At 56.5% G+C, this 23,996-nt stretch carries 21 protein-coding genes and 4 pseudogenes; 13 read left to right on the top strand and 12 right to left on the bottom strand.

What is annotated here, in order from left to right; translation table 11 throughout:
* Both TU75_RS26570 and TU75_RS13320 read left to right on the top strand, forming a co-directional pair.
* A partial coding sequence (locus tag TU75_RS26570; RefSeq protein WP_211267969.1) for an RHS repeat domain-containing protein occupies positions 1–896 on the top strand: 896 nt, incomplete at its 5' end.
* Entirely contained in the window at positions 893–1,273 is a 381-nt protein-coding gene (locus TU75_RS13320; protein WP_060549194.1) for a hypothetical protein, read from the top strand. The genes TU75_RS26570 and TU75_RS13320, both read left to right, overlap by 4 nt.
* Positions 1,274–1,288: 15 nt before the next feature.
* Here TU75_RS13320 and TU75_RS28560 read toward each other — a convergent pair.
* Positions 1,289–1,420 (bottom strand): annotated as a pseudogene (locus tag TU75_RS28560) (glutamate carboxypeptidase); the annotation flags it as partial.
* A 111-nt stretch (positions 1,421–1,531) separates the two neighbouring features.
* Here TU75_RS28560 and TU75_RS26565 point away from each other — a divergent pair.
* Positions 1,532–1,936: an Imm50 family immunity protein gene (locus TU75_RS26565; protein ID WP_082630401.1), complete on the top strand. Its 405-nt coding sequence runs from the start codon at positions 1,532–1,534 to the stop codon at positions 1,934–1,936.
* A gap of 196 nt (positions 1,937–2,132) precedes the next feature.
* Positions 2,133–2,342, top strand: a pseudogene (locus TU75_RS13315) (terminase); the annotation flags it as partial.
* A gap of 9 nt (positions 2,343–2,351) precedes the next feature.
* Here the strand turns inward: TU75_RS13315 and TU75_RS13310 are convergent.
* From TU75_RS13310 to TU75_RS13300, 3 genes are all read right to left on the bottom strand, one after another.
* Complete coding sequence (locus TU75_RS13310) at positions 2,352–3,149, bottom strand: acyl-CoA thioesterase (protein ID WP_060549193.1); 798 nt, start codon at positions 3,147–3,149, stop codon at positions 2,352–2,354.
* Positions 3,150–3,259: 110 nt separating this feature from the next.
* Positions 3,260–4,021 (bottom strand): CHAD domain-containing protein, encoded by a 762-nt coding sequence (locus TU75_RS13305; protein WP_060549192.1) that lies wholly within the window; start codon positions 4,019–4,021, stop codon positions 3,260–3,262.
* A 38-nt stretch (positions 4,022–4,059) separates the two neighbouring features.
* On the bottom strand, positions 4,060–4,338 hold the full coding sequence (locus tag TU75_RS13300; protein WP_003238638.1) for a hypothetical protein: 279 nt from the start codon (positions 4,336–4,338) through the stop codon (positions 4,060–4,062).
* A 217-nt stretch (positions 4,339–4,555) separates the two neighbouring features.
* Here TU75_RS13300 and TU75_RS13295 point away from each other — a divergent pair, with 217 nt between their 5' ends.
* On the top strand, positions 4,556–5,593 hold the full coding sequence (locus tag TU75_RS13295) for a patatin-like phospholipase family protein (protein WP_015371592.1): 1,038 nt from the start codon (positions 4,556–4,558) through the stop codon (positions 5,591–5,593).
* A gap of 115 nt (positions 5,594–5,708) precedes the next feature.
* On the opposite strand, the gene TU75_RS13290 is transcribed toward TU75_RS13295, so the two are convergent.
* The 6 genes from TU75_RS13290 to kdpF form a co-directional block, all read right to left on the bottom strand.
* Complete coding sequence (locus TU75_RS13290; protein WP_015371591.1) at positions 5,709–6,398, bottom strand: response regulator; 690 nt, start codon at positions 6,396–6,398, stop codon at positions 5,709–5,711.
* A 37-nt stretch (positions 6,399–6,435) separates the two neighbouring features.
* The gene (locus TU75_RS13285) at positions 6,436–9,087 is read right to left on the bottom strand and encodes a sensor histidine kinase (protein ID WP_060549191.1); all 2,652 of its coding nucleotides are present in this window, start codon (positions 9,085–9,087) and stop codon (positions 6,436–6,438) included.
* A 124-nt stretch (positions 9,088–9,211) separates the two neighbouring features.
* Complete coding sequence (gene kdpC, locus TU75_RS13280; protein ID WP_003238631.1) at positions 9,212–9,757, bottom strand: potassium-transporting ATPase subunit KdpC; 546 nt, start codon at positions 9,755–9,757, stop codon at positions 9,212–9,214.
* Positions 9,758–9,790: 33 nt separating this feature from the next.
* Complete coding sequence (kdpB, locus tag TU75_RS13275) at positions 9,791–11,854, bottom strand: potassium-transporting ATPase subunit KdpB (RefSeq protein ID WP_060549190.1); 2,064 nt, start codon at positions 11,852–11,854, stop codon at positions 9,791–9,793.
* 5 nt (positions 11,855–11,859) lie between these two features.
* Positions 11,860–13,554, bottom strand: coding sequence for a potassium-transporting ATPase subunit KdpA (gene kdpA, locus TU75_RS13270; protein WP_003238627.1), 1,695 nt, complete (start codon positions 13,552–13,554; stop codon positions 11,860–11,862).
* 9 nt (positions 13,555–13,563) lie between these two features.
* The gene (gene kdpF / locus TU75_RS13265) at positions 13,564–13,653 is read right to left on the bottom strand and encodes a K(+)-transporting ATPase subunit F (protein ID WP_003218754.1); all 90 of its coding nucleotides are present in this window, start codon (positions 13,651–13,653) and stop codon (positions 13,564–13,566) included.
* Between the two features lie 397 nt (positions 13,654–14,050).
* On the opposite strand from kdpF, the gene eat reads away from it, so the two are divergent.
* The 3 genes from eat (at position 14,051) to TU75_RS13255 (ending at position 16,930) form a co-directional block, all read left to right on the top strand.
* Positions 14,051–15,415, top strand: a complete 1,365-nt coding sequence (gene eat / locus TU75_RS13260) for an ethanolamine permease (protein ID WP_060549189.1) — start codon at positions 14,051–14,053, stop codon at positions 15,413–15,415.
* Between the two features lie 111 nt (positions 15,416–15,526).
* On the top strand, positions 15,527–15,694 hold the full coding sequence (locus TU75_RS26560) for a DUF2897 family protein (RefSeq protein WP_003238624.1): 168 nt from the start codon (positions 15,527–15,529) through the stop codon (positions 15,692–15,694).
* A 255-nt stretch (positions 15,695–15,949) separates the two neighbouring features.
* Positions 15,950–16,930: an IS5 family transposase gene (locus TU75_RS13255; RefSeq protein WP_060549188.1), complete on the top strand. Its 981-nt coding sequence runs from the start codon at positions 15,950–15,952 to the stop codon at positions 16,928–16,930.
* A gap of 324 nt (positions 16,931–17,254) precedes the next feature.
* Here the strand turns inward: TU75_RS13255 and TU75_RS13250 are convergent, their stop codons facing one another.
* Positions 17,255–17,587, bottom strand: coding sequence for a ComEA family DNA-binding protein (locus tag TU75_RS13250; RefSeq protein ID WP_015371586.1), 333 nt, complete (start codon positions 17,585–17,587; stop codon positions 17,255–17,257).
* 150 nt (positions 17,588–17,737) lie between these two features.
* On the opposite strand from TU75_RS13250, the pseudogene TU75_RS28060 reads away from it, so the two are divergent.
* The 5 genes and pseudogenes from TU75_RS28060 to TU75_RS13230 all read left to right on the top strand — a co-directional run.
* A pseudogene (locus TU75_RS28060) lies at positions 17,738–17,926 on the top strand (IS66 family transposase); the annotation flags it as partial.
* 255 nt (positions 17,927–18,181) lie between these two features.
* Entirely contained in the window at positions 18,182–19,366 is a 1,185-nt protein-coding gene (locus TU75_RS13245) for an acyltransferase family protein (RefSeq protein WP_060549187.1), read from the top strand.
* A gap of 149 nt (positions 19,367–19,515) precedes the next feature.
* Positions 19,516–19,940, top strand: a pseudogene (locus TU75_RS26550) (transposase); the annotation flags it as partial.
* Between the two features lie 463 nt (positions 19,941–20,403).
* Positions 20,404–21,060, top strand: a complete 657-nt coding sequence (locus TU75_RS13235) for an acetyltransferase (protein WP_060549186.1) — start codon at positions 20,404–20,406, stop codon at positions 21,058–21,060.
* 14 nt (positions 21,061–21,074) lie between these two features.
* Positions 21,075–21,929 carry a 3-hydroxyacyl-CoA dehydrogenase family protein gene (locus TU75_RS13230; protein ID WP_015371582.1) on the top strand — a complete coding sequence of 285 codons (855 nt, stop codon included), beginning with the start codon at positions 21,075–21,077 and terminating at the stop codon, positions 21,927–21,929.
* Between the two features lie 65 nt (positions 21,930–21,994).
* On the opposite strand, the gene TU75_RS13225 is transcribed toward TU75_RS13230, so the two are convergent.
* On the bottom strand, positions 21,995–23,989 hold the full coding sequence (locus TU75_RS13225; protein WP_041931593.1) for a polysaccharide biosynthesis protein: 1,995 nt from the start codon (positions 23,987–23,989) through the stop codon (positions 21,995–21,997).
* Positions 23,990–23,996 lie beyond the last annotated feature (7 nt).

Genomic DNA, 23,996 nt, shown 5'->3' with positions numbered 1-23,996 from the left:
TGGATGGTTTCGGCTCCGACGCCACCAGCCCCTACCACTACCAACTCGACCACCTCGGCACGCCACAGGAACTGACCGCACCAGACGGCGAAATCGTCTGGTCCGCCCACTACCGCGCCTACGGCCACATCAGCCGCCTCGACGTCGGCAAAATCGATAACCCGCTGCGCTTTCAGGGTCAATACTTCGATGAGGAAAGCGGCCTGCACTACAACCGACATCGCTACTACAATCCGGATGTTGGGCGCTATCTGACGCCGGACCCGGTGAAGCTGGCGGGTGGGATCAATGCTTACCAGTACGTACCGAATCCGACGGGGTGGGTGGACCCGCTGGGTCTGAGTCAATGCCCAGGTGGAGATGGATGCAAGGCCAGCACTACCGCTGAAAATCCTGCAGAGAATGTAAATCACGGAGAGCCGGCACTACCGCAACTTTCACGAGCTGAGCGGCAGGCAAAAATTGATAAGCTTGCGGAAGCTAATGCTTACAGACGTCTGGATGAACTCGAAAAAGCTTCGCCGGGAGCACATTTTTTAGAAAAGCATGGAGCTCAAACGTCGCTAGAGTCTCAGTTAGAGAGAGTCATGACAGCGAAAAACCCAACTACTGGTGAGATAGAAAGATACCTAAGAGGTCCCCATATAGGAGAACCTAGACCACCCAGTGCAGCCACTCACTTTTTAAGTCACAGGAATCAATTAAACGCTATCTACCGTGCACAGCTCATCTTCAAGCAGATAAATTTATCGGCATCTAAAAGACCAATGGATATGGGTGAAACTATTGGCGAAGGCTATAAAAAAGAAAATTACGAGTACGGAAAAACAAGAAATGCAAGAGTCTTTTTAAATGAAGATGGACAGCCTATCACTGCCTATGGTGACTTCGAATGAAATTTAAACCAGACTTACAAATCATCAAAGGTCTTCTATTCACTTACTGCATAGAAAACTCACGAGACTCTGAAAGAGATGAGTTGATTTGTTCAAAAAACGTGAACAACGAACAAGAACTTATAAGCTTATTTGAAATACTTACAAAACCAGAGTTCATGAGATACAAGCCTGATGAAAGGCGCTGGCATATCGATACACTTCAATACTTCCTAGAAAAGGGAGATGACTTTGAGTCTGTATTTTATCTATTTGACATATACTTCGAAGACGAAATCTTAAACAAAAGGAAGTTCATGCTAACTTTACTCAACTGCCTAGTCACTTATGATGCAGAAGCTACCGCAACAAAAACAGGCTCACTCAACACCGAGTGAGCCCCCCACTCACCGCTACGAAAGCTCCACGATCATCCAACTCAACAAATACACCAGCGGCACCACACTCTCCACCTCAGCATATTCCTCCGGCGTATGAATATTGCCCCCCACAATCCCGAATCCATCTCCGCGAATAAGGCCGACTTCTTTTATCTTCCAACCTCTGCAAAGTCCTTCGCCTGATCACACAGTGCGAGGGATTGCAGATGGATTTGCTGGCTAAGGCCCAAATCGCGGGGCTATTCAAGGGTAAAAATGAAATATTGGAACGAACTGGACAACACTATCTTTTTTAACAAGGTATTCACCTACCCAGTGGAAATCGGCGAAATAACACTTTTCTCAGTGACCATTGATAATGACAGGCCCAATATCGGCTTGGGTTTTGACATTCCAGAAACTCCTGACATACCCCCAGAAAAGTGGATTAAAGAGGGTTTTAACACATGCAGAACTGGTTTAGATTGCGGAGGCTTGAGCGACATCAGGATCAAAAATATTCCAACTAAAGAAAAATTGAAAATGGTGATAATTAAACGGGGAAATTATTTTGAGTTGCACGCAACTTCTAAATCCTCAGCAATTGAGTTAAAAGCAAAATTTATTTCTCTCTGCGGTCCAGCTGCATACTTTAACCACCCGGATTCAGCTTGTGATTAACACAAAAATAGATATGCCTAATCTTGCGGAAAAAAATGCGTTTCTTTAGAGAGGCCAACAGCTCTTTTTAGGGCTGCTGCGCAGGCGAAGCGCTCACGAACGCTATGACCCCCATAGCCAACCCCAATTCGCCGCCCCCTACCCTGCCCACCTAAACTCTGCCCATGTTGTTTAAACGGACAGAGGATTTACCATCATGGGCAAACGTCATCCTGATTTCCCCGCCTGGCAATGGCGCAACTTCCCGCAAAACCAGCAACACGCCACTCACCAGGCGTTGCAATTGATCGCTGTGCCGCTGTTTATCACCGGCTTTCTGCTGATCGCTTCGGGCGTGTTCAGCACCAGCCTGGCCAGTGTTGCCGTAGGTGTAGTAGGCATTCTGGCAGGCATGGGGCTGCAGCGTCGCTGAGGGTCAGGCGAATACGGTCACCGTCTGGCGGCTGATAGCGATCAGTGCGCCGCTCGGGCTCCAAAAGGCGGCGGCAGTGTGACCATAGCCGTCGCATGCGTGTTCGATGGTGACATGGTACTGACACCAGTCGAGGGTGGTGAGGTCCTGCAAGGGCTGAATGAACTCGATGGTCCAGGTCAGTGAACTGCCCGGCGCCGGTTGGCTCAGGTGCGAGAGCAAGGCCGGCGGCCAGGCGTCGACCAGCGCGAGGATATGCGCTTCGGTCAGCGGCTCCTCCTTCACATCGCCACGCAGACGAATCCAGCCGCCCATGGTGCGGGATTTCTGACCGCTGAACGGCAGGCCGCCCACGGTCCAGCGCATCGACAAATGCCGCATGAACTCCGGCGTGACGCCCTTGATATAAGGCACATCCTGCCCCTCGTCCCAATGCTTGAACACCGGCGCCGGTTCGCTGGCCACTTCAATTTCCGATGCGCGGGAAGCGCCGAAGCTGGCCTGCACCAAGGTGGCGACTTCGCCGTTCTGCACCACGCGACCGAGCAATTGGCTGACGGCCTTGCCTTCGCGCAACACTTCGACCTGATAGCTGGCCGATACATCCGGCGCCACAGGCCCCACAAAGGTGATCGCCAGGGAGCGCAGTGGCCGCCCGGCGGGCACTTGGGCAATCATGGTTTCATACAAAAGGGCGGCGACCAGACCGCCAAAGCTGGCGCGGCCCTGGCCCCATTCGGCCGGTATGGTGACATCCTGCGGGTTGCGCCGAACAGCGTCGAGTAAGTCACTAAAGCGCATGGCAGCCTCATATCCAGAAAATCGATCGACGCATCTTAACCATCACGCCTTCAAGGTACAGCGCCTGTTCCCGCCAAAAACCGGACCGGCGTCAGCGGGCACGATACGGTTCAGAAACAATCGGCGCGCAGTTTATCCAGCACGCGATCCGCCTGCACCTCGGCCTTTGTCATGGTCGTACGCCAGACCGCCACGCAGGGAAGCAGGTCGAGTTGTTGTTCGGACTGGGCCAGCCATTGCCAACAGTCATGCCAGTCACCCAGGGCGCCCTGGGCTTTTTTCAGACGCGGTACTGCCTTGGCAGGCAGCTTGTCCAGATTCGGATAAGCCTCGGCAGCATAACGAACACGCTTGATCAACAACCGCAAGCGGTGGCGATCGTGGCTCGGGTCGTTCAGCGCATCACCCAGCTTGCGCCATTGTTTGGCAAGACGCTTTTCGATACGCGCCCGTAATCCCTTGAGTAATTTCTGGCGCTGGGCGGCACGAATGAACCGAGGGAATGCATCGAGAATCTGTAGCAGGTGCGCCAGCTCAGGACTCTGCGCCACTTGGCGATAGGCGTCCGGCTGCAGCTGCAGGCGACGCTGCGCGGCCACCTGATAACCCTGCTCAAGCAAATACGCCGCCAGCACCTCGCGGTCGCGTAGCGGCGTGGTCAAACGGCCCACCGTGCCGGCCGCCAATTCAAGCTGCTCGACACCTGGCAATTCACTCAAAGGGCGCAACAGACTGCGCAGGCGGCGCACGGTGGTGCGCAGGTCGTGCAAGGCTTCATCATCGGTGACGGCGGCAAGGCGAGCCTGGCAGCTCAGCAACCCTACTTCCAGGCCAATGACCTGAGCGACTAACTGATCAACCAACGCTGACATCCTGTCCTCCCGTTTCGATGAAAACCCCGTTTAACCGATCAACGACCGGCGCGCGACTCACGAATATAGAACCGCGCCTTTTCGGCCTTGTTGGAGCAGCCCTCGAACGCCTCGAACTGCTGCTGGGTCTTGGCGCCCGTCAACAGCGACAACGCCTTGGAATAACTGACGGTGCCGGCAAAACCTTCGGCCTTGGCCAGGTCCAGCTCTTTCCAGGCGGCGTCCAATTGCGATCCGCAGCTGTCGCGGTAAGCGGTTTTCCCGGCGCAACCGGCCAGGGCCAACAGGATCACGGGCACACACATCCAGGCTTTCATCGATGACACCTCAAAATAAGAAAAACAGTCGTACGCTGTAGACGGTGCCTACGAAGAAAAGTGCCTTGTAGGACAGCCTGTAACCGAAGCGCTGATTGCCGAAGCATACCCTAGCCCCGTCGTTATTCTGGAGAACTATTGTGAAGCCGCCGCGGCGATTGAAGCGGCCCCCTCAATGGGTGCATTGTGGGCATCTGTTTTGCGTAGGGCAGGAACTATGAAGAAACGTGTTGCCTTGGTGTTGGGGTCCGGCGGGGCCCGGGGTTACGCCCATATCGGCGTGATCGAGGAAATCGAACGGCGCGGCTATGACATCGCCTGTATCGCCGGTTGCTCCATGGGCGCGGTGGTGGGCGGGATCTACGCCGCCGGCAAGCTGGACGACTATCGCAACTGGATCGAAAGCCTCGACTACCTCGATGTGTTGCGCCTGGTGGACGTGAGCTTTCGCCTGGGGGCGATTCGTGGCGAGAAAGTGTTCGGGCAGATCCGCAAGATCGTCGGCGAGATCAATATCGAAGATCTGCGCATCCCCTACACCGCCGTCGCCACCGACCTGACCAACCAGCAGGAAATCTGGTTCCAGGAAGGCTGCCTGCACCAGGCAATGCGCGCCTCGGCGGCGATTCCCAGCCTGTTCACGCCGGTGATGCAAGGCAACCGCATGCTGGTGGACGGTGGTTTGCTCAACCCGTTGCCGATCGTGCCGGTGGTGTCGAGCCATTGCGACCTGATCATCGCGGTCAACCTCAACGCCACCCACCAGAAGCACTACCATTTGCCGGTGATCCAGCGTCCGCCGGCGTTCAAGAGCCGCTTCAACAGCCTGGCCAAATCACTCGGCTCGCACCTGCCGTTTCGCCGCAAGCAGGCCGAACAGTTGATGAAGCTCGAGCAGGAAGCCCTGCAGGCCCATGCGGCGGAAATCAACCCGTGGCTGGAGTCGGCCGAGCCCGACTCCCAGCAGCCCGCCGCCGCGCCGGAAAAACCCGGCGCGCCGAAGTCGGCCACCGGTTCGTTCATTATCGACAACGTCGGGCCAGCGTCGCTGCTGGACTTGATCAATCAGAGTTTCGAGGTGATGCAAACATCGCTGGCGCAGTACAAGATCGCCGGGTACCCGCCGGATGTGCTGATCAATGTGCCAAAGCGGGTATGTCGGTTTTTCGAGTTTTACAAGGCGCCGGAATTGATCGCGCTGGGGCGGGAGATTGCCAGTGATACGCTGGATCGGTATGAGAGTGAGCAGAGTTGATATTTAGCGGTGTACCGATGGCCTCTTCGCGGGCAAGCCCGCTCCCACATTGGAACGCGATCAACCTGTGGGAGCGGGCTTGCCCGCGATGAGGCCAGTCCAGACCCAACTGCACTCAGCTACTCAGCAACCGATACCCAACCCCCGGCTCCGTCAGGATAAACCGCGGCTGAGTCGGATCATCCGCCAGCTTCTGCCGCAGGTGGCCCACCACGATACGCAGATAGTGGCTGTCCTCGGTGTGGGTCGGCCCCCAAATGTCCTTGAGCAGTTGTTGCTGGGTGATCACCCGCCCCGGATGGCGCGCCAGTTGCGCCAGCACCGCGTACTCCTTGCGGGTCAACGCCACTTCGGCGCCGTCGAGCAATACCCGGCGATAGGCCAGGTCCACGGTGAGCGGGCCGAAGCGCAGCGCGGCCTCTTGAGCCTCGCCCGCCGGCGCCTGACGCAACAACGCGCGAATACGCGCGAGGAACTCCTGGATGCCGAACGGCTTGGTCACATAGTCGTTGGCGCCACCGTCCAGCGCTTCGACTTTCTGCCCTTCGCTGGCGCGGACCGACAGCACCAGCACCGGTACAGTGGACCATTCGCGAAACTCGCGCAGCACCTGCTGGCCGTCCATGTCCGGCAGGCCCAGGTCGAGCACCAGCAAGTCCGGCTTGTTCAGCGCCGCCTGGGCCAGGCCTTCGGTGCCGGTCCCGGCCTCGATCACTTTGTAGCCCTGGGAAGCCAGGCTGATGCGCAGAAACTTGCGGATCTGCGGCTCGTCATCAATGACCAAAATCGTCGCGGTCTGGCTCATGGTGTCCAATCATAAATCGTCAAGAACACAGGGTATCTCACGCCTCACGCTCCAGGCCAGGTTGTGCCGGCAAAGGCAAAAACAAGGTGATGCAAGTGCCGCGCCCGTCGATGCCATCGGCCACACGGATATGCCCACCGTGCGCGCCGACCATGCCCTGGCAGATGGCGAGACCCAGGCCCGTGCCCTGCCCGCCCCGGTCACCGCGTGCAGCGGTGTAGAACATGTCGAAAATCTTCGCGCGTTCGTCTTCGGGAATCCCCGGCCCCTCGTCGGCCACCGCGAAAAACAGCTGGTCGTCCGCGACGCCGGCGCTCAACTGCAAGCGGCCGTGAATCGGTGAAAAGCGCGCGGCGTTTTCCAGCACGTTGACCAGCGCCTGCTCGATCAGCGCCGCGTGCACGTACAGCAACGGCAGTTCCGCTGGCACATCGGTGGTCACCTGCAACGGCGCCAGCACCGCGCGCAGACGGCCGAGGGCGCTGCCGACGATATCGCCGGGCGACACCCAGTCGCGCGCCAGCTTGAGTGCGCCATGGCCCAGGCGGGTCATGTCGAGCAAGTTCTGGATGTAGCGGTCCAGGCGCTCGGCTTCGTCGCGGGTGCCTTCCAGCAGTTCACGGCGGTCGTCCAGGGGAATCGCTTCGCCGAGCGCCAGCAGGCTGTCGATGCTGCCACGCATGGAGGTCAACGGCGTGCGCAAGTCATGGGACACCGAGGCGAGCAAGGCACTGCGCAGTTGCTCGGTTTCGCCATGCAATCGTGCGGACTCAAGCTCCTGCGCCAACTGCGCGCGGGCCAGGGCCTGCGCCAGCGGTTGGCTCAAGGCCGTGAGCAACCGTCGACGCTGGCCGCTCAGTTCCAAACCCGGCTTGGCGCTCACACCGAGCAAGCCCAACGGGCCCTCTTCGCCCGACAGCGGCCACCACCACCAGCGCCCGAACGGCAAGGTGCCAGTGCCCCTGCCTGCCGGCTGGTCATGCTGCCAGGACCAGTCGGCGGCGGCGCGCTCGGCCTCGGTGAACGTCAACGGGCCGCCGGTTTCGACCGTCCAGCCGCCCTGCCCGTCGCGGTTGACCAGGCACAGGTCGAGGTCGCTCCAACCTTGCAGGTGCAGCGTCGCCGCGCTGATCACTGCCTGGCGATCGGTGGCGGCGGTCAGCTTGCGAGACAAGTCCAGCAGCTCGCTGGTTTCCTCCTGGGTATCGCGCAACGCTTGCAGTTGCTGGCGCTGCCGCGCGGCCAGGTTGCCGGTGAGCGCCGCCATCAGCAGGAAGAACAACAGAGTGAGCACGTCCTCTTCGCGCTGAATGGCGAAAGAAAAATTCGGCGGGATAAACAGAAAGTCGTAGGCCATGAACGAGAGCGCGGCACATACCAGCGACGGGCCGAGGCTGCTGCGCACTGCCACCAGCAACACGGCGGCAAGAAACACCAGCGAGATGTTCGGCAACGGCATCACACTGGACACCCCCCACGCCACGGCAGCCGCCACCAGTGTGGCCACCACCGCCAGGGCGTAATCGAACCAGCGCAGCCCCATCACCTGTGGCAAGCGCGGCGACGCGGGCAACTCGTCGCTGTCGAGCACGTTGATTTCAAGCCCCCGCGCCTGACGCAACAGGCGTGCAGCCAGACCGCCCCCCAGCAGCCGGCGGCGCCAGCGCATCCGCGACTGTCCCACCAGCAACAGGCTGGCTCGGCGTTCGGCGGCATGCTGGATCAACGTCCTGGCCACCTCGCCAGCGCGCAACAGCACCACTTCGCCACCCAGGCGCTCAGCCAGTTGCTGGGCGTTTTGCAGGCGCAGGCGCGATTGCTCATCCCGCGCCCGGCCGTTATCGATATGCACCAGGCTCCACGGCAAATGCCGGCGCTGGGCCACGCGACTGGCATGGCGCACCAGCCGCTCGGCCTGCGCATCGCCGTCCACCCCCACCAGCAAACGGCCACGCACCGCCGGCGCGGCCTGGCCGAGTTGGCGATAGCCCTGGGCGAGGTCATCGTCGACATGGGCGGCGGCGGTTTGCATCGCCAACTCGCGCAGGGCCATCAGGTTGGTCTGGGTAAAAAACGCATCGATGGCAGCGCGGGCCTGTTCCGGCACATAGACCTTGCCGTCGCGCAGGCGCTCGAGCAACTCACGGGACGGCAGGTCGATCAGCAGCAGTTCGTCGGCCTCCTGCAGCACCCAGTCCGGCAGGGTTTCACGCACATGCACGCCGGTGATACCGCGCACCTGATCATTAAGGCTTTCCAGGTGCTGGACGTTGACCGTGGTGAACACGTCGATACCGGCCGCCAGCAACTCCTGAATATCCTGCCAACGCTTTTCGTGGCGACTGCCGGGCGCATTGCTGTGGGCCAGTTCGTCCACCAGCACCAATCCGGGCCGGGCAGCGAGCAAGCCGTCGAGATCCATTTCTTCAAGCATCACGCCGCGGTATTCGCTGCGCAGCAACGGTTGTTGCGGCAGGCCGCCGAGCAAGGCTTCGGTCTCGGCGCGGCCGTGGGTTTCGACCACGCCGGCGATCAGCCGCACGCCCTGGCGCAATTGGGTATGAGCAGCCTGGAGCATCGCGTAGGTCTTGCCCACACCGGGCGCGGCGCCGAGGAAAACTTTGAGGCGGCCACGGCCATCCCGGGGCAGATCGGCTAACAGGGCGTCGGCGCGGCCGGAGTCGCTCATGCTTCAGGGTTCCTTCAGGTGTTTATGGAAGGGCTTTTATGGCGTCATCGCGGGCAAGCCCGCTCCCATAGGGGATTGCATTCCAATGTGGGAGCGGGCTTGCCCGCGATGACGGCGACGCGGCCTACAATTTTTCCAGGGCCATGTTCAGCGCCAGAACGTTTACCACCGGCGGGCCCACCAACGGGCTTTCGATGTGTTCATCCAGCAAGCGTTGCAAGGTCGCCACCGGCACATTTCGCGCCGCGGCCACCCGCGCCAGTTGATAGGCAATCGCCGGCGGTGGCAAGTGCGGATCCAGGCCGCTGCCGGAGGTGGTCAGCGAGGCCAGCGGCACCGGGCCCTGGCCTGGCACCTGCTGCCTGGTTGCATCGTCGAACACGCGAGTGGCCAGCGCCGGGTTGCTTGGCCCCAGGTTACTGGCGCTGCTGGATACGGTGGCGAACGCACCGGCCGAGGGCCGCGGGTGAAACCAGCCGTCGCCGGTAAAGTCCTGGGCGATCAGGCTGGAGCCGCGCACCTTGCCGCTGGCATCGCGCACCAGGCTGCCGTTGGCCTGGGCAGGGAATGCCACCTGGGCCACGCCGGTGACCACCAATGGATAGGCAACGCCAGTGATCAGGGTCATCAGAACCAGCAGGCTCAGGGCCGGGCGGATCATGTTAGTCATGGTCAAATCCTCACTAAGTCGGGAAAGCGAGCGTTACACCAGGAGCAGCGCCGTCAGCAGCATGTCGATCGCCTTGATGCCCACGAACGGCACCAACAGGCCACCCAGGCCGTAGATCAACAGGTTGCGCCGCAGCAACGCCGCCGCACTCGCCGCCTGCACACGCACACCGCGCAAAGCCAGGGGAATCAGCACCACGATGATCAGCGCGTTGAACACAATCGCCGAAAGGATCGCGCTCTGCGGGCTCTGCAGGTGCATCACGTTAAGCACGCCCAACTGCGGGTAGATCGCGGCGAACAGCGCGGGCAGGATGGCGAAGTACTTGGCCACGTCGTTGGCGATCGAGAACGTCGTCAGCGCGCCTCGGGTCACCAGCAATTCCTTGCCGATCTGCACCACGTCCAACAGCTTGGTGGGATCGCTGTCGAGGTCGACCATGTTGGCCGCTTCACGCGCGGCCTGGGTGCCATCGTTCATCGCCATGCCGACGTCAGCCTGGGCCAGCGCCGGGGCGTCGTTGGCGCCGTCGCCGCACATGGCAACCAGCCGACCGTCATTTTGCTCATGGCGAATGCGGGCGAGTTTTTTCTCCGGAGTGGCCTCGGCCAGTACGTCGTCCACGCCGGCTTCGGCGGCAATCGCGGCGGCGGTCAGCGGGTTGTCGCCGGTGACCATCACGGTGCGGATGCCCAGCTTGCGCAGTTCGGCAAAACGCTCGCGGATGCCGGGCTTGACCACGTCCTTGAGGTGGATCGCGCCGAGCAATTTGCCGTCGGCGCACACCAGCAACGGCGTGCCACCGCTTTGCGCGATCTTGTCGATTTCCCGCGACAGTGCCGGTAACAGATCACTGCGTTGCAAACCGATAAACGCCAGCAGCGAGTCCACCGCGCCTTTGCGAAATACGCGGCCCTGATAGTCGACACCGGACAGACGGGTTTCGGCACTGAACGGCACGGCAGTCAACTCATCCAGCGACGGCTCGGCCTGAGGATGCAAGGCGCGCAGGTACTCGACGATGGATTTGCCCTCCGCCGTGTCATCCGCCAGGGACGCGAACAAGGCACCTTCGGCCACCTCGCGACCACTGACACCTGGCGCGGCGACCACCGCCGAGCAACGGCGGTTGCCAAACGTGATGGTGCCGGTCTTGTCCAGCAACAACACGTGCACATCCCCCGCCGCTTCCACGGCGCGGCCGGACTTGGCGATCACATTGAGGCGCACCAGCCGGTCCATGCCGGCGATACCGATGGCCGACAACAAGCCGCCAATGGTGGTAGGAATCAGCGTCACCAACAGTGCGACAAGGAACACCAGGGGCAAGCTGCCATTGGCAAAGTGGGCGAACGGCTGCAGGGTGACCACCACCATCAGGAAGATCAGCGTCAGGCCGATCAGCAGGATGTCCAGCGCCACCTCGTTAGGGGTTTTCTGACGCTTGGCGCCTTCCACCAGCGCGATCATGCGGTCCAGGGTGGACTCGCCGGGGTTGGCGGTGATGCGCACCAGCAGCCAGTCGGACACCAGCCGCGTATTGCCGGTGACGGCCGAGCGATCGCCGCCGGATTCGCGAATGACCGGGGCGGATTCGCCCGTGATCGCCGCTTCGTTGACCGCCGCGATCCCTTCGATGACTTCGCCATCACCGGGGATCATTTCGCCGACGACCACGCGTACCACGTCGCCCTTGCGCAGGCTGGCGGCCGGAACCACCTTGAAGGTGCCGTCGGCCTCCTTGCGCCGTGCGCTGAGGCCTTCACTGCCCGCCTTGAGACTGTCGGCGCGGGCTTTGCCACGGCCTTCGGCCAGCGCTTCGGCGAAGTTGGCGAACAGCACGGTGAACCACAGCCACACGGCGATCTGCGCGGCCACAAAGGTGGGCACGGCGGTATCAGGGACGAAACACAGCACGGTGGTAAGGATGGCCGTCAACTCGACCACCAGCATCACCGGCGAGCGTTGCAACTGACGGGGGTCGAGCTTGACGAAGGCCTGGACCAGCGCCGGGCGCCACAGCGCGGAGATTGCGGTTTTGGCGGGTTCCTGGGGTTTGACCGGGGCCGCGTTGTTTACAGGCATATTCATTTTCATATCCCTCAGAAGCCCATGCTCAAGTGTTCAGCGATAGGGCCCAATGCCAGCGTCGGCAGGAACGTCAGGCCGCCTACCAGCAAAATGGTCACGGTCAACAGGGTCACGAACAGGGGGCCGTGGGTGGGAAAGCTGTTCTGGCCAATCGGCGCGGTCTTCTTCATCGCCAGGCTGCCGGCCAGGGCCAGGACCGGGAGGATGTAGCCGAAGCGACCGATCAACATGCCCAGGCTCAGCATCAGATTGTGGAACGTCGTATTGCCACTGAAGCCGCCGAACGCCGAGCCGTTGTTGGCACTGGCCGAGGTGTAGGCGTAGAGCAACTGGCTGAAACCATGGGGGCCGGGGTTGCTGATGGCGCCGGCCGGGCCTGGCAGGCTGGCGGCGATGGCGCCCAGCACCAGCACGCCAACCGGCATCACCAACAGGGTCACCACGAGCAGTTGCACTTCCTTGGCCTGGAGTTTCTTGCCCAGGTATTCAGGGGTGCGGCCGATCATCAGGCCGGCGAGGAACACCGCGATCAGCACGTTGAGCAGCATGCCGTACATACCGGCGCCAACGCCGCCGAAGATCACTTCGCCGACCATCATGTTGACCAGCGCCACCATGCCGCTCAGTGGATTGAGGCTGTCCTGCATGCCGTTGACCGAGCCGTTGGACGCCGCCGTGGTGGCCACCGACCAGAGCACGGTGCCGGTGGTGCCGAAGCGCGCTTCCTTGCCTTCCAGCGGTGCGGCCTGCTCCACGGCAGGGTTGTTCAGGGTCGGGTTGGGCTGGTATTCGGCCCACAGCGAGGTCGCGCCACCAATCAGGAACAACGCGAGCATGCAGCCCAGGATCGCGCGGCTCTGGCGCAGGTCCTTGACGTAGTGACCGAAGGTGAACACCAGCGCCACGGGGATCAGGATGATCGCCGCCAACTCGAACAGATTGGACCAGGCGGTCGGGTCCTCGAACGGATGCGCCGAGTTGACGCCGAAGAAACCGCCGCCGTTGGTGCCCAGTTGCTTGATCGCAATCTGGCTGGCCGCAGGACCGAGGGGGATCACTTGATCCACGCCCTGCAGCGTCACGGCATCGACGTAATGGGCAAAGGTTTGCGGCACGCCCTGCCACACCAGGAACAGCGCGAACACCAAGCACAACGGCAGCAAGCCGTAGAGGGTGGCGCGGGTCATGTCGACCCAGAAGTTACCCAATGTCGCGGCGGATTTGCGACCGATCCCACGGCACAGCGCGACCAGGACTGCGAGACCCGTGGCCGCACTGACAAAGTTCTGCACGGTCAGGCCGGCCATCTGGCTGAGGTAACTGAGGGACGCCTCCCCGCTGTAGGACTGCCAGTTGGTGTTGGTCATGAAACTGACGGCCGTGTTGAAAGCCAGCGTCCATTCCTGACCCGGCAGCTTCTGCGGATTGAGCGGCAGGTAGTTCTGGAACAGCAGGATCGCGAACAACAGCAGGAAACCCGCGAGGTTGAACGCGAGCAACGCCAGCGCGTATTTCTGCCAGCTCTGTTCCTGTTGTTCATCCACGCCGGACAGGCGATAGCAGGCTCTTTCCACCGGCCCCAGTACGGGGGTCAGCCAGGTGCGCTGGCCTTCCATCACCTTGTAATAAAAACGCCCGAGCAAGGGTGCAGGTACCAGCACCACGGCAAAGAAGGCAATGATCAGCCAATAGTCATAACTGTGCATGCCCAACTCCTAGTTCCGATCCGCGCGTAACAGCGCAACCAGCAGATAAATGAACAGCGCCACGGCCAATAGCAGTGACACCCCGTCCAGAACGCTCATGGAAGTCTCTCCGTTGTGCGGCGAGTGCCGCGTGTGGGGCAATTGTCCGCAGGAGTGGTGTAAAGGAACGAGAGCGAGGCCGTGGGTGGGGCGTAAAGACGGCGTAAAGAGTGGGTTTATGTAGGGTTTACACCGAAGGTTTGCATTGCTTGAACGGGCCCCATCGCCGGCAAGCCCGACTTCCACATTGGAATGCGGTTACCTGTGGGAGCCGGGCTTGCCCGCGATGGCGGCGGCCAGGAGCGCCACTGCACCTGCCTGGTGCAGTGGTGGGGATGTTCAGACACCAAACCGTCCCCGATACGACGGATGCGCCACTTTACGACCATGATTTTCATGCTGGCATGCCCGCTGCAACACCTTGAATCATTCCAAACCGTTCAAGGAGCGCAGCACAATGAGCACACACCTCAAACCCACTTTGGGCACCCTGCATTTATGGGGTATCGCCGTCGGGCTGGTGATCTCCGGGGAATACTTCGGCTGGAGCTATGGCTGGGGCGTGGCCGGCACCCTCGGGTTCCTGGTGACGTCATTGATGGTCGCCGCGATGTACACCTGCTTCATTTTCAGTTTCACCGAGCTCACTACCGCGATTCCTCACGCAGGGGGCCCCTTTGCCTACAGCCGCCGCGCCTTTGGTGAAAAAGGCGGCTTGATTGCCGGCCTCGCAACCCTGATCGAATTCGTGTTCGCCCCGCCCGCCATCGCACTGGCCATCGGCGCCTACCTGAATGTGCAGTTCCCGGCCCTCGATCCTAAACATGCGGCGGTTGGCGCCTACATCGTGTTCATGGGGCTGAATATTCTCGGCGTAAAACTTGCCGCCACCTTCGAACTGGTGGTGTGCGTACTCGCCGTCGCCGAGCTGCTGGTGTTCATGGGCGTGGTCGCACCCGCGTTCAGCTTCAGCCACTTCGCCCTCAATGGCTGGGCCGGGTCAGATACCTTTGGCGCGCCGGCGATTGCCGGGATGTTCGCAGCGATTCCCTTCGCCATCTGGTTCTTCCTCGCCATCGAGGGCGCGGCCATGGCGGCCGAAGAAGCGAAAGATCCCAAGCGCACCATTCCAAAAGCCTACATCAGCGGCATCCTCACCCTGGTGATTCTGGCCATGGGCGTGATGTTCTTCGCCGGCGGCGTAGGTGACTGGCGCACCCTGGCAAACATCAACGATCCGCTGCCCCAAGCCATGAAAACCGTGGTAGGCGACAACTCCGGCTGGTTGCACATGCTGGTGTGGATCGGCCTGTTCGGCCTGGTGGCAAGCTTCCACGGCATTATCCTCGGCTACTCGCGGCAGTTCTTCGCCCTGGCACGCGCCGGCTACCTGCCCTCCTTCCTCGCCAAACTGTCGCGTTTTCAAACACCGCACCGCGCAATCATCGCTGGCGGTGTCGTCGGCATCGCGGCCATCTACAGCGATGGCCTGATCAACCTCGGCGGCATGACCCTGACCGCCGCGATGATCACCATGGCCGTGTTTGGCGCCATCGTCATGTACATCATGAGCATGCTCAGCCTATTCAAACTGCGTAAAACCGAGCCGCTGCTGGAACGCACCTTCCGCGCGCCCGGCTATCCCCTCGTACCCGGCATCGCACTGGTACTGGCCGTGGTGTGCCTGGTGGCGATGGCCTGGTTCAACACCTTGATCGGGCTGATCTTCCTGGGTTTCATGGCCGTCGGCTTCGTGTACTTCCAATTGACCGCACAAGACCGCGCTGATGCGCCGGCGGATGCCATGCTGACCGGGCTATAAGACGTGCGAGGCAGAACGGGCCTACACTGAACTACTCAGAAAGCCCGTCACTCAAAGCAGTTATTACCGTGGGAAAATTCTCCCACGGCGATCTGCCTCAAGGAGAGCGTTATGCCGTGGTATGCGTGGTTGATTATGGTAGTAGCGATCGGGTCGATCGTCGGTGGCCTCATGATGCTGCGTGACAGCGCCAACAAGGTGGAACTCACCGACGAACAACGCAAACGCGTGGCCCAGCGCAATGCGCAAGCGGATGCCAAGGACGCGCAGGAGCGCTGAACCGGATTTACTTCACTTCTGCGCTGGCAATATGCAAACCGTGCTGGCCTTTATAGGCGGCACGCTGAGGCTGGCTCCAGCCGGTCAGCAGCTCATCCTCCAGCCTGTAGATCTCGACGCCTAACCGATGACACACCGTAAGTGGGTCGTGTGCCTGCGGGCCTCATATGGGCAACGACAAATCCCAACTAGGGAATCTCCGAACAAGTCTTCAACTGTGCTGAAATACGCCTGACAACCTGATCCGAGCTGCCCATGAGCCAGATGAGCTTTTCCGATTTCGAATACGCCGGAAAACGTAAGCAGACACGCCGCGAACGCTTCCTCGCCGAGATGGATCAAGTCGTGCCTTGGACAGACCTGCTGGGGCTGATCGAGCCGTTCTACCCCAAGGCCGGCGGTGGCAGAAAACCGTATCCGCTGGAAACCATGCTGCGCATCCATCTGTTGCAGAACTGGTTCTCCCTGAGCGATCCGGCCATGGAAGAAGCGCTCTACGAAATCACGCCCATGCGCCAATTCGCACGCCTGACGTTGAGCGCGCCGATCCCGAAAGACACTACGATCATGAACTTCCGGCACTTGCTGGAGAAGCATCAACTCGCACCTGCGATCCTCGCGGTCATCAGCGGTTATTTACAAGAAAAAGGCCTGTCGCTGCGTCAAGGCACTATCGTCGATGCCACCATTATTCATGCCCCCAGTTCCACCAAGAACGAGGAAGGCAAGCGCGATCCCGAGATGCATCAGACCAAGAAAGGTAATCAGTATTTCTTCGGGATGAAGGCCCATATTGGCGCCGATGCAGAGTCCGGATTGGTTCATCACGTCCATGGTACCGCCGCCAATGTGGCCGATGTCACACAGGTCGCCGAGCTACTGCATGGCGAAGAAAACGCGGTGTATGCGGACGCTGGATACACCGGTGTCGAGAAGCGTGAAGAGCATGAAAATCGTGAAGTGATCTGGCAAATCGCAGCGCGCCGCAGCACCTATTCCAAGTTGAATAAACGCAGCCTGCTGTACAAAGCCAAGCGCAAGATCGAGTACTGCAAAGCTCAGACACGAGCCAAGGTTGAGCATCCGTTTCGGGTGATCAAGCGGCAGTTTAGTTACGTTAAAGTGCGCTTTCGTGGACTGATGAAAAACACAGCTCAGTTGACCACGCTGTTCGCCCTGTCAAACCTGTGGATGGCTCGAAAACAGCTGATGGGTATGGGCGAGTTGCGTGCTTAACACGGAAGACCCGACGAAATAGCCCTCAATACACGAAGCATCGGTCGTTTTTTGGCAAATAGCGGTGCGTCCCGAGGAAATTTCGACTTGCCGCCGCCGTGCGGCAAGTTGATCGGAGCATCCCTAGGCACGTCGACGGCGCGCGCAGTTGCACGGGTCGATTTTAGGTGGAGGATGGAAAGAAGGCGCGTTGGTGTTATTCGGCCGTATTCAGGATCCCACTCTGGCGGATCGGCTTATGGAAGTTGCACTCGATAAATTCGAAGGCTAGATTTATGAGAAGGAAGAAGCCGATCAATGACCGGCCCTCCTTCTGTACTTCGCTTAGTTGATCACCAACCGTTCGCGGTTCTTCTCCAACAAAGCCTTGCCGATACCTTTGACCTCCAATAACTCATCAATCGCCGTGAAGGGACCATTGGTATCGCGGTAGGCGACGATTGCCTTAGCCTTTGCCGCGCCAATTCCGAAGAGGTCACGACGAAGAGTTTCGGCGTCGGCAGCATTGAGATTGACCTTGGCGGATTGTTCCGCTTTCATCATCTGGGCAGAGATTGGGGTTGGAGGCTCGGGTTTGATGGACGGGGCTGCGGTGGTCGCGGCCGAGAGGCTGGTGAGGAGAGCGAAGACTAGGGAGGAGATGTAAGTGTTTTTCATTGTTGACGCTCCATGACATCGGTTAGAGAGAAGCAGCTTTTCCGAAGCTGCTTTTCTAAGGTAGGCGATGTTTGGAGGGCGTCAAAAGTACTTGAGTTACAGGGTGTGAACGCTGAAAAAATGGCGCATAGGAAAGCATAGAAAAAGGCTCAGTTGAAAAGCCGGATTGAAACGCAGCCCCAGGTCACCGCTCAGAGTGCCTTGGGCAAAGCCATCAGTTACCTCGCAATTAACTGGAGCAAGTTGGAACGATACGTCGAGGAAGGTTACCTGCCGATCGACAACAACGCCTCTTCCAACGGCCGAGAGTCCTATGCGTGGATGCTACATGCCTGCCAACCTCGACGCCGTCAGCCTGGTCCACGCAACCCGTCGAGCTTAACTTGAACCAGCGCATGCGCAAAAAAATTGTCGCGATCGCCAATGACGGAGATAACGCGGTAATTGCCTTACGTGCGTGCTAAGCGTATGTCAGAGCAATCAAAATGACTCACCGATGGGGTGCTGAAAAGCCCTTTCGTTTAAAATGCAGAGCGAGTAAAAAAGATATCATGATAAGATTGAATGGTAAAAATACAATAGGGAATAAAAACAGTGGAAATAATCGGCGTACTTTTCGCCTTTTTGGCGATGCTTATAGCTTTGTTGTCGACGTATTTTATTTCTAGCAGACTATCTGTTTCGGATAATGCTCATCGATTTATTACTATTGATGGGCTAAGAGGCTATTTAGCTTTTTTTGTTTTTCTCCATCACTCTTGTATATGGTTTTTTTATTTGAAGACTGGCAGCTGGACCAATCCTCCAATTAGGGTTTTCGTAAATTTTGGACAGGTCGGAGTTTCGCTGTTTTTTATGATAACGGGATTTTTGTTTTTTTCTAAATTGCTTGACTCTCGTAACTCTGGAGTTGATTGGCTCAGGCTATATGTGTCTAGATTTTTAAGGCTAGTACCTCTTTATTTTTTTTCAATGGGGTTACTGTTTTTAGTTGTTTTTATAATTACCAGGAATAATCCGCCAGCTGAACTCAGTGAAATAATTTTGAGTATCTCAAAATGGCTGTTTTTTACCATTCAATATGGTTCCCCTGATATAAATGGCCTAGCGAACACAAATCTAATTAATGCTAGTGTTGCATGGAGCCTCCCATATGAGTGGACTTTTTACTTCGCACTCCCTTTAATATTTTTGGCCATTGGCGGCAAGTCATCAATCAAATATCTTTTATTGAGTGCGCTATGCATGTATGGGTTCGGCAGCCTGTATTTTGTAAATGGTTTGTATTGGTTGTTCGTCGGCGGTATGTTCGCGGCCATTGTTGTAAGATTAGAGCTCTTTAAGGCTTTCTCCAAATCTAAACGCTCTTCTATAATTATATTGTTATTGCTGATTTTGGTCTTTATAGGTTTTCCTTCAGTATATGAAAGCTCGCTGGCGAAAACGTTATTGGTAGCTGCTTTCTGTCTGATTGCAGGTGGCAACAGTGTTTTTGGCTTATTTAAAAGCAAAGTCTCGCGAACAATGGGAGAGCTGGCTTACAGCATGTATCTCCTGCACGGCATTCTATTGTATGTGATGTTTAAGTTAGTTTTTGAGAGCACAATAATTAGTCAGATAAGTGCACTTAAATACTGCTTTTTCATTCTGGCGCTCACCCCGATTTTGGTTTTTATATGTGGCCTAACGTTCTCCCTTATTGAGCGACCCACGATGAAAAAAGTTGCCGTTATCACAGATTGGCTTAGAGGGGAGAAATCAACTCAAGTAAAGCTCTAGGTGAAGCTGGGGAACAGCGAAAAAACGCTGGGCGAGTGTTTTGATCGAGTGCGTGCACCTTCAAGATTCCAGATTGCTCTCCAGCGGGGAACTCTATGAGGGAAGTCTCAAGAAAATGCTCATCGTACAGCGACGCGTCTGTTGGCCCGTTCAACGCAGCAGAGAGCGTCGTCGAAGCTATCGATAAAGACTATGAAGAAGAAGTCGTAGCCTCTGCCAAGCGCCGTGGTAAGCGCAAGCCTCTGCCCGCCGTTCTGCCGCGCATCGAAGTAATTCACGAACTGCCCGAGCATGAATTGACCTGCGCCTGCCGTTGCCGCAAACACGCCATTGGCGAGGAAATCAGCAAACAACTTGAAATCGTCCCGATGCAGATACGGGTGATCAAAGACGTTCGTAAAATCCACGGTTGCCGCGACTGCGAGAGTGCGCTGGTCACTGCGGACAAACCGGCTCAGGTGATTGAGAAAAACATGGCCAGCCCCAGCGTTCTGACAATGCTGCTGAATACTAAAATATGTGGACGGTTTCCCTGCACCGCTTTGAAAAAGTAATGGGTCGCCACGCACTCGAACACTTGCTAACGGAGACATCAATTGAAGATTACGAAGCCTTGCTACCGTGAAACTGCTTGCTCACGCCGTATAGCAGAGCGCGCAATCATTTAAGGTGGGCTTTATGGAGCGCATACCATATTCTTCGACAGCGCCATTGATAGTAATGATTTCTTATGTTTAAGGTTACTATCTGCTAATTCAAGAAAGGGAGTAACTAATCAGCCCCCTCTGTCCGTTTACCCGAACAAGAGACCCCATAATTAATGGGAGCTGTCAAGACCACTAGGAAATCTTAGAAACTTCACACATTGATATTTTAGAACACTCTGCAATGAATGGTTAGCCAGTCTTGTTTGTAACGTTGAGTTTGAGCAATGACCTTATGTTGAAAACGGATAAACAGGTGCCTGACACTGCCAGATTTCATCTGTAGAATTGCCAAACCTACGAGAGAATTCAGATGAATCATGAGGAACGGATATGAAAATTTACGCAATTGTAGGAGCAGGCGGTTTTGGGCGTGAGGTTATACCTCTGGTCAGCCAGATGCTAGGTACAACATCTCAGGAAAATCTCAAAATTATTTTCGTGGACGATAATGCTCAGGAAGACAGTCTCAACGGCTACCGCCTAGTAAATGTTGAGTCTTTTCTTAGGATGGAAGGAGAGAAATTTTTTAACATTACTATCGCCAATAGCAAGGTCAGACAGAAAATTTCTGAGCGCCTCATATCAGAAGGCGCATCATCGTTTACAGTTTCAGCGCTAAGTGCTGTCAACCTCAGCCATAATACAATTGGCGAGGGAGCTGTTTTTTGCGCATTCACGACGGTTACCGCAAACGCGAAAATCGGAAAATTTTTCCATGCGAACATTTATTCTTATGTAGCCCATGATTGCGTCATCGGCGATTTTGTGACCTTCGCTCCTAACGTTCAATGCAATGGCAGTGTAGTTATTGAAGACCATGCCTATATCGGTACCGGAGCAATGATTCGTCAGGGTACGCCGGAAAGGCCCATTGTAATTGGTGAGGGAGCGGTTGTTGGGATGGGTTCAGTCGTGACTAAAAGCGTAGCCCCCTATACTACGGTGTTTGGCAATCCCGCAAAGCCACTTCGTTCAGCTTCCCAGTAAGGACTAAACACTACATGAAAGAGATAAAAGTTGCCGTCATCGGCTCAGGAACCATGGGAAAAGGGATCGTTCAATTACTTGCGCAGAGCGAGGTAACCTCCTCTATCGTATGGATAGGTCGCTCCGAGACCGGTTGCAAAGCGGCTTACGAAAGCCTCAAGTTCAGCTGGGAGCGTATGGTTAACAAAAAAAGATTGTCTACTAAAGATGCAATATCTTTTTCAGAAAAAGTAATTGTCTCCAATGAGTATGAAGCAATCAAAAACACTGATTTAATTATTGAGGCAGTATCTGAAGATATGCTTATCAAGCATAAGATATTTCGCGATATAGCGTCCTATGCAAAAGATTCCTCAATAATAGCATCGAACACATCTTCACTATCCATCACTGAACTGGCAAGCCTCACAAAAAATCCAGAGAATGTAGTAGGCATGCACTTTTTTAATCCGGCCCCCGTGATGAAGCTGGTGGAAATCATTGTAGGTTTCTCGACCTCGAAACACACAGCCTCTTGGGCCTTCGACTTCGCCAAGACACTGCACAAAGAGCCGGTATTAGTGAATGAAGCCCCGGGCTTCATCGTCAATCGAATGTTGATTCCAATGATAAATGAAGCAATAGGAATCTTGGCTGAGGGTGTCGCGAGCGCGGAAGAAATAGACAGAGCGATGAAGTTTGGCGCCAATCATCCTATCGGGCCGCTAGCGCTGGCAGATTTGATCGGCAACGACGTCAATCTTTCAATCATGGAAACACTGCATAATGAGACCGGAGACCCGAAATATAGGGCTCATCCCTTGCTGAGAAAAATGGTAAGAGCTAATAAGCTAGGAAGAAAATCCGGCTCAGGTTTTTACAGCTACTAGGGAATCGGACTGCACAGTCCGATCATCCTCCCAGCCTTCAATAACCTGCTACGTGAACTGTAGGCCTAAGGTTCCAACCTGCGTTGCTGATAGATCCAGTCAACGATCTCACCGTCCGGCGTATAACCACTTACAGTGTCACGAAGCAGCTGCCGTACACGAGCATAGTCATCTCTCTTGACTGCGTCCAACAGCTCAGTCAACTTGGACTTCAGTACTTCCCATTCAATATGGTCCTCGTTCGCACTCATGATCATTGGGTGCTGTGTGGCAACCACATTGTCACCGATCAGAAGCTCCTCATACAGCTTCTCTCCAGGTCGAAGCCCTGTGAACTCAATAGCAATATCACCATGAGGATTTTTTTCGGAACGCAGACTGAGACCCGACAGATGAACCATTTTTTCAGCTAACTCGACTATCCGGACCGGCTCACCCATATCGAGCACAAATACATCGCCCCCCTGCCCCATAGACCCCGCCTGAATCACTAACTGAGCTGCTTCAGGGATGGTCATGAAATACCGGGTAATTTTCGGGTGTGTGACTGTTAATGGTCCCCCCAACTTGATTTGTTTATGAAACAAAGGAATCACAGAGCCCGACGACCCAAGCACATTGCCAAAACGAACCATGGTAAAACGAGTTTTGTTGACCTTGGGAGCATTAGACTCGTCTCCGAACAAAACCGGTGCGACCTCCAAACTGAGCGCTTGCAAAGTCAATTCCGCCAATCGCTTAGTACTACCCATGACATTGGTCGGACGCACAGCTTTATCAGTGGAAATCAGTACAAAGTTTGAAACTCCCGCCTGCAATGCAGCTTGCGCGGTATTCAAAGTTCCAATAACGTTATTTAAGACACCTTCAGCAATATTGTGCTCTACGATGGGTACATGCTTATAGGCCGCAGCATGATAAACGGTATCGACACGCCATGTCTTCATTACATCAATCAACTGTTCCTGATTGCGAACTGAGCCAAGGATGGGCAACACTCGAATCGGCAGCGACTCACGCACAATACGCTGCTCAATCTCTGACAAAATACAGTAAAGATTGAACTCACTGTGCTCAAACAATAGAAGAGTCTTGGGATGGAGGGCCAAGATCTGCCGACACAGCTCTGAGCCGATGGAGCCACCTGCTCCGGTCACTAAGACGTTCTGTTCAAGGATACAGCGTTCGAGCAGTTCGCCTTGGGCAGGTACCGAGTCGCGCCCTAATAGATCAGCGATATCCACCTCCTGGATATCGTCGACCTTGACGCGCCCACTTGCCAAGTCCATGAACCCCGGAATACTGCGCACGTGTAAAGGATAGCCCTCAAGAAAGCCAAGAATTTCACGGCGCCTTGCTCGATTGGCTGAGGGAATAGCCAAGAGAATCTCCTGAGCGCTTGTTGCATCAATCATCCGTTGGATATGTTTGGACTTATAAACCTGCAATCCTGCAATTACTCGATCAGAAATGCTGTCATCATCATCAATGAAGGCAACTGGCCGCATGACACGCCCCATGCGCAAAGCAGCAACTAACTGATTTCCAGCGGCGCCTGCACCATAGATAGCCACACGTGGCAAACCATCCTCACGGCTGGTGAATGGTACGTGTTGAGCCGCCGCGAACCAATCGCCAAGAAAATACTGCCTCATTGCGAGGCGCAAGCCGCCCAACATGATAAGGCTCAACCACCAGTAGTTGAATATAATGGATCGAGGGACTACATTTTGATGGTTGCTGTACCAGTATACGACCACACCAAGCACCAACGCTGAGAGACTCACCGCTTTAACAATTGCAATAAGAGCATCATTGCCGAAATACCGCATTACCGCCCTATACATACCAAATCGAATGAACAAGGGAACAGAAACTACCGGTGCGCAAATAAATAGCCATAAGTGCATCTTAACTGGATTGATCATTTCGTCCATTCCCAGACGAACTAAAAAAGCCAGCCACAGCGCAACCCAGACTAAAATAACGTCCGTAAGCACCTGCAGTATGCGTTTCTGTCGGCGAGGAAGGCTCAACAAATACGCACGTATACGATCTATAAATCCC

The organism is Pseudomonas poae, from assembly GCF_001439785.1.
GTDB classification, from domain to species: domain Bacteria; phylum Pseudomonadota; class Gammaproteobacteria; order Pseudomonadales; family Pseudomonadaceae; genus Aquipseudomonas; species Aquipseudomonas poae.
Note: the sequence above shows the minus strand (reverse complement) of the source record. Positions and strands in the feature narration are given on the sequence as shown.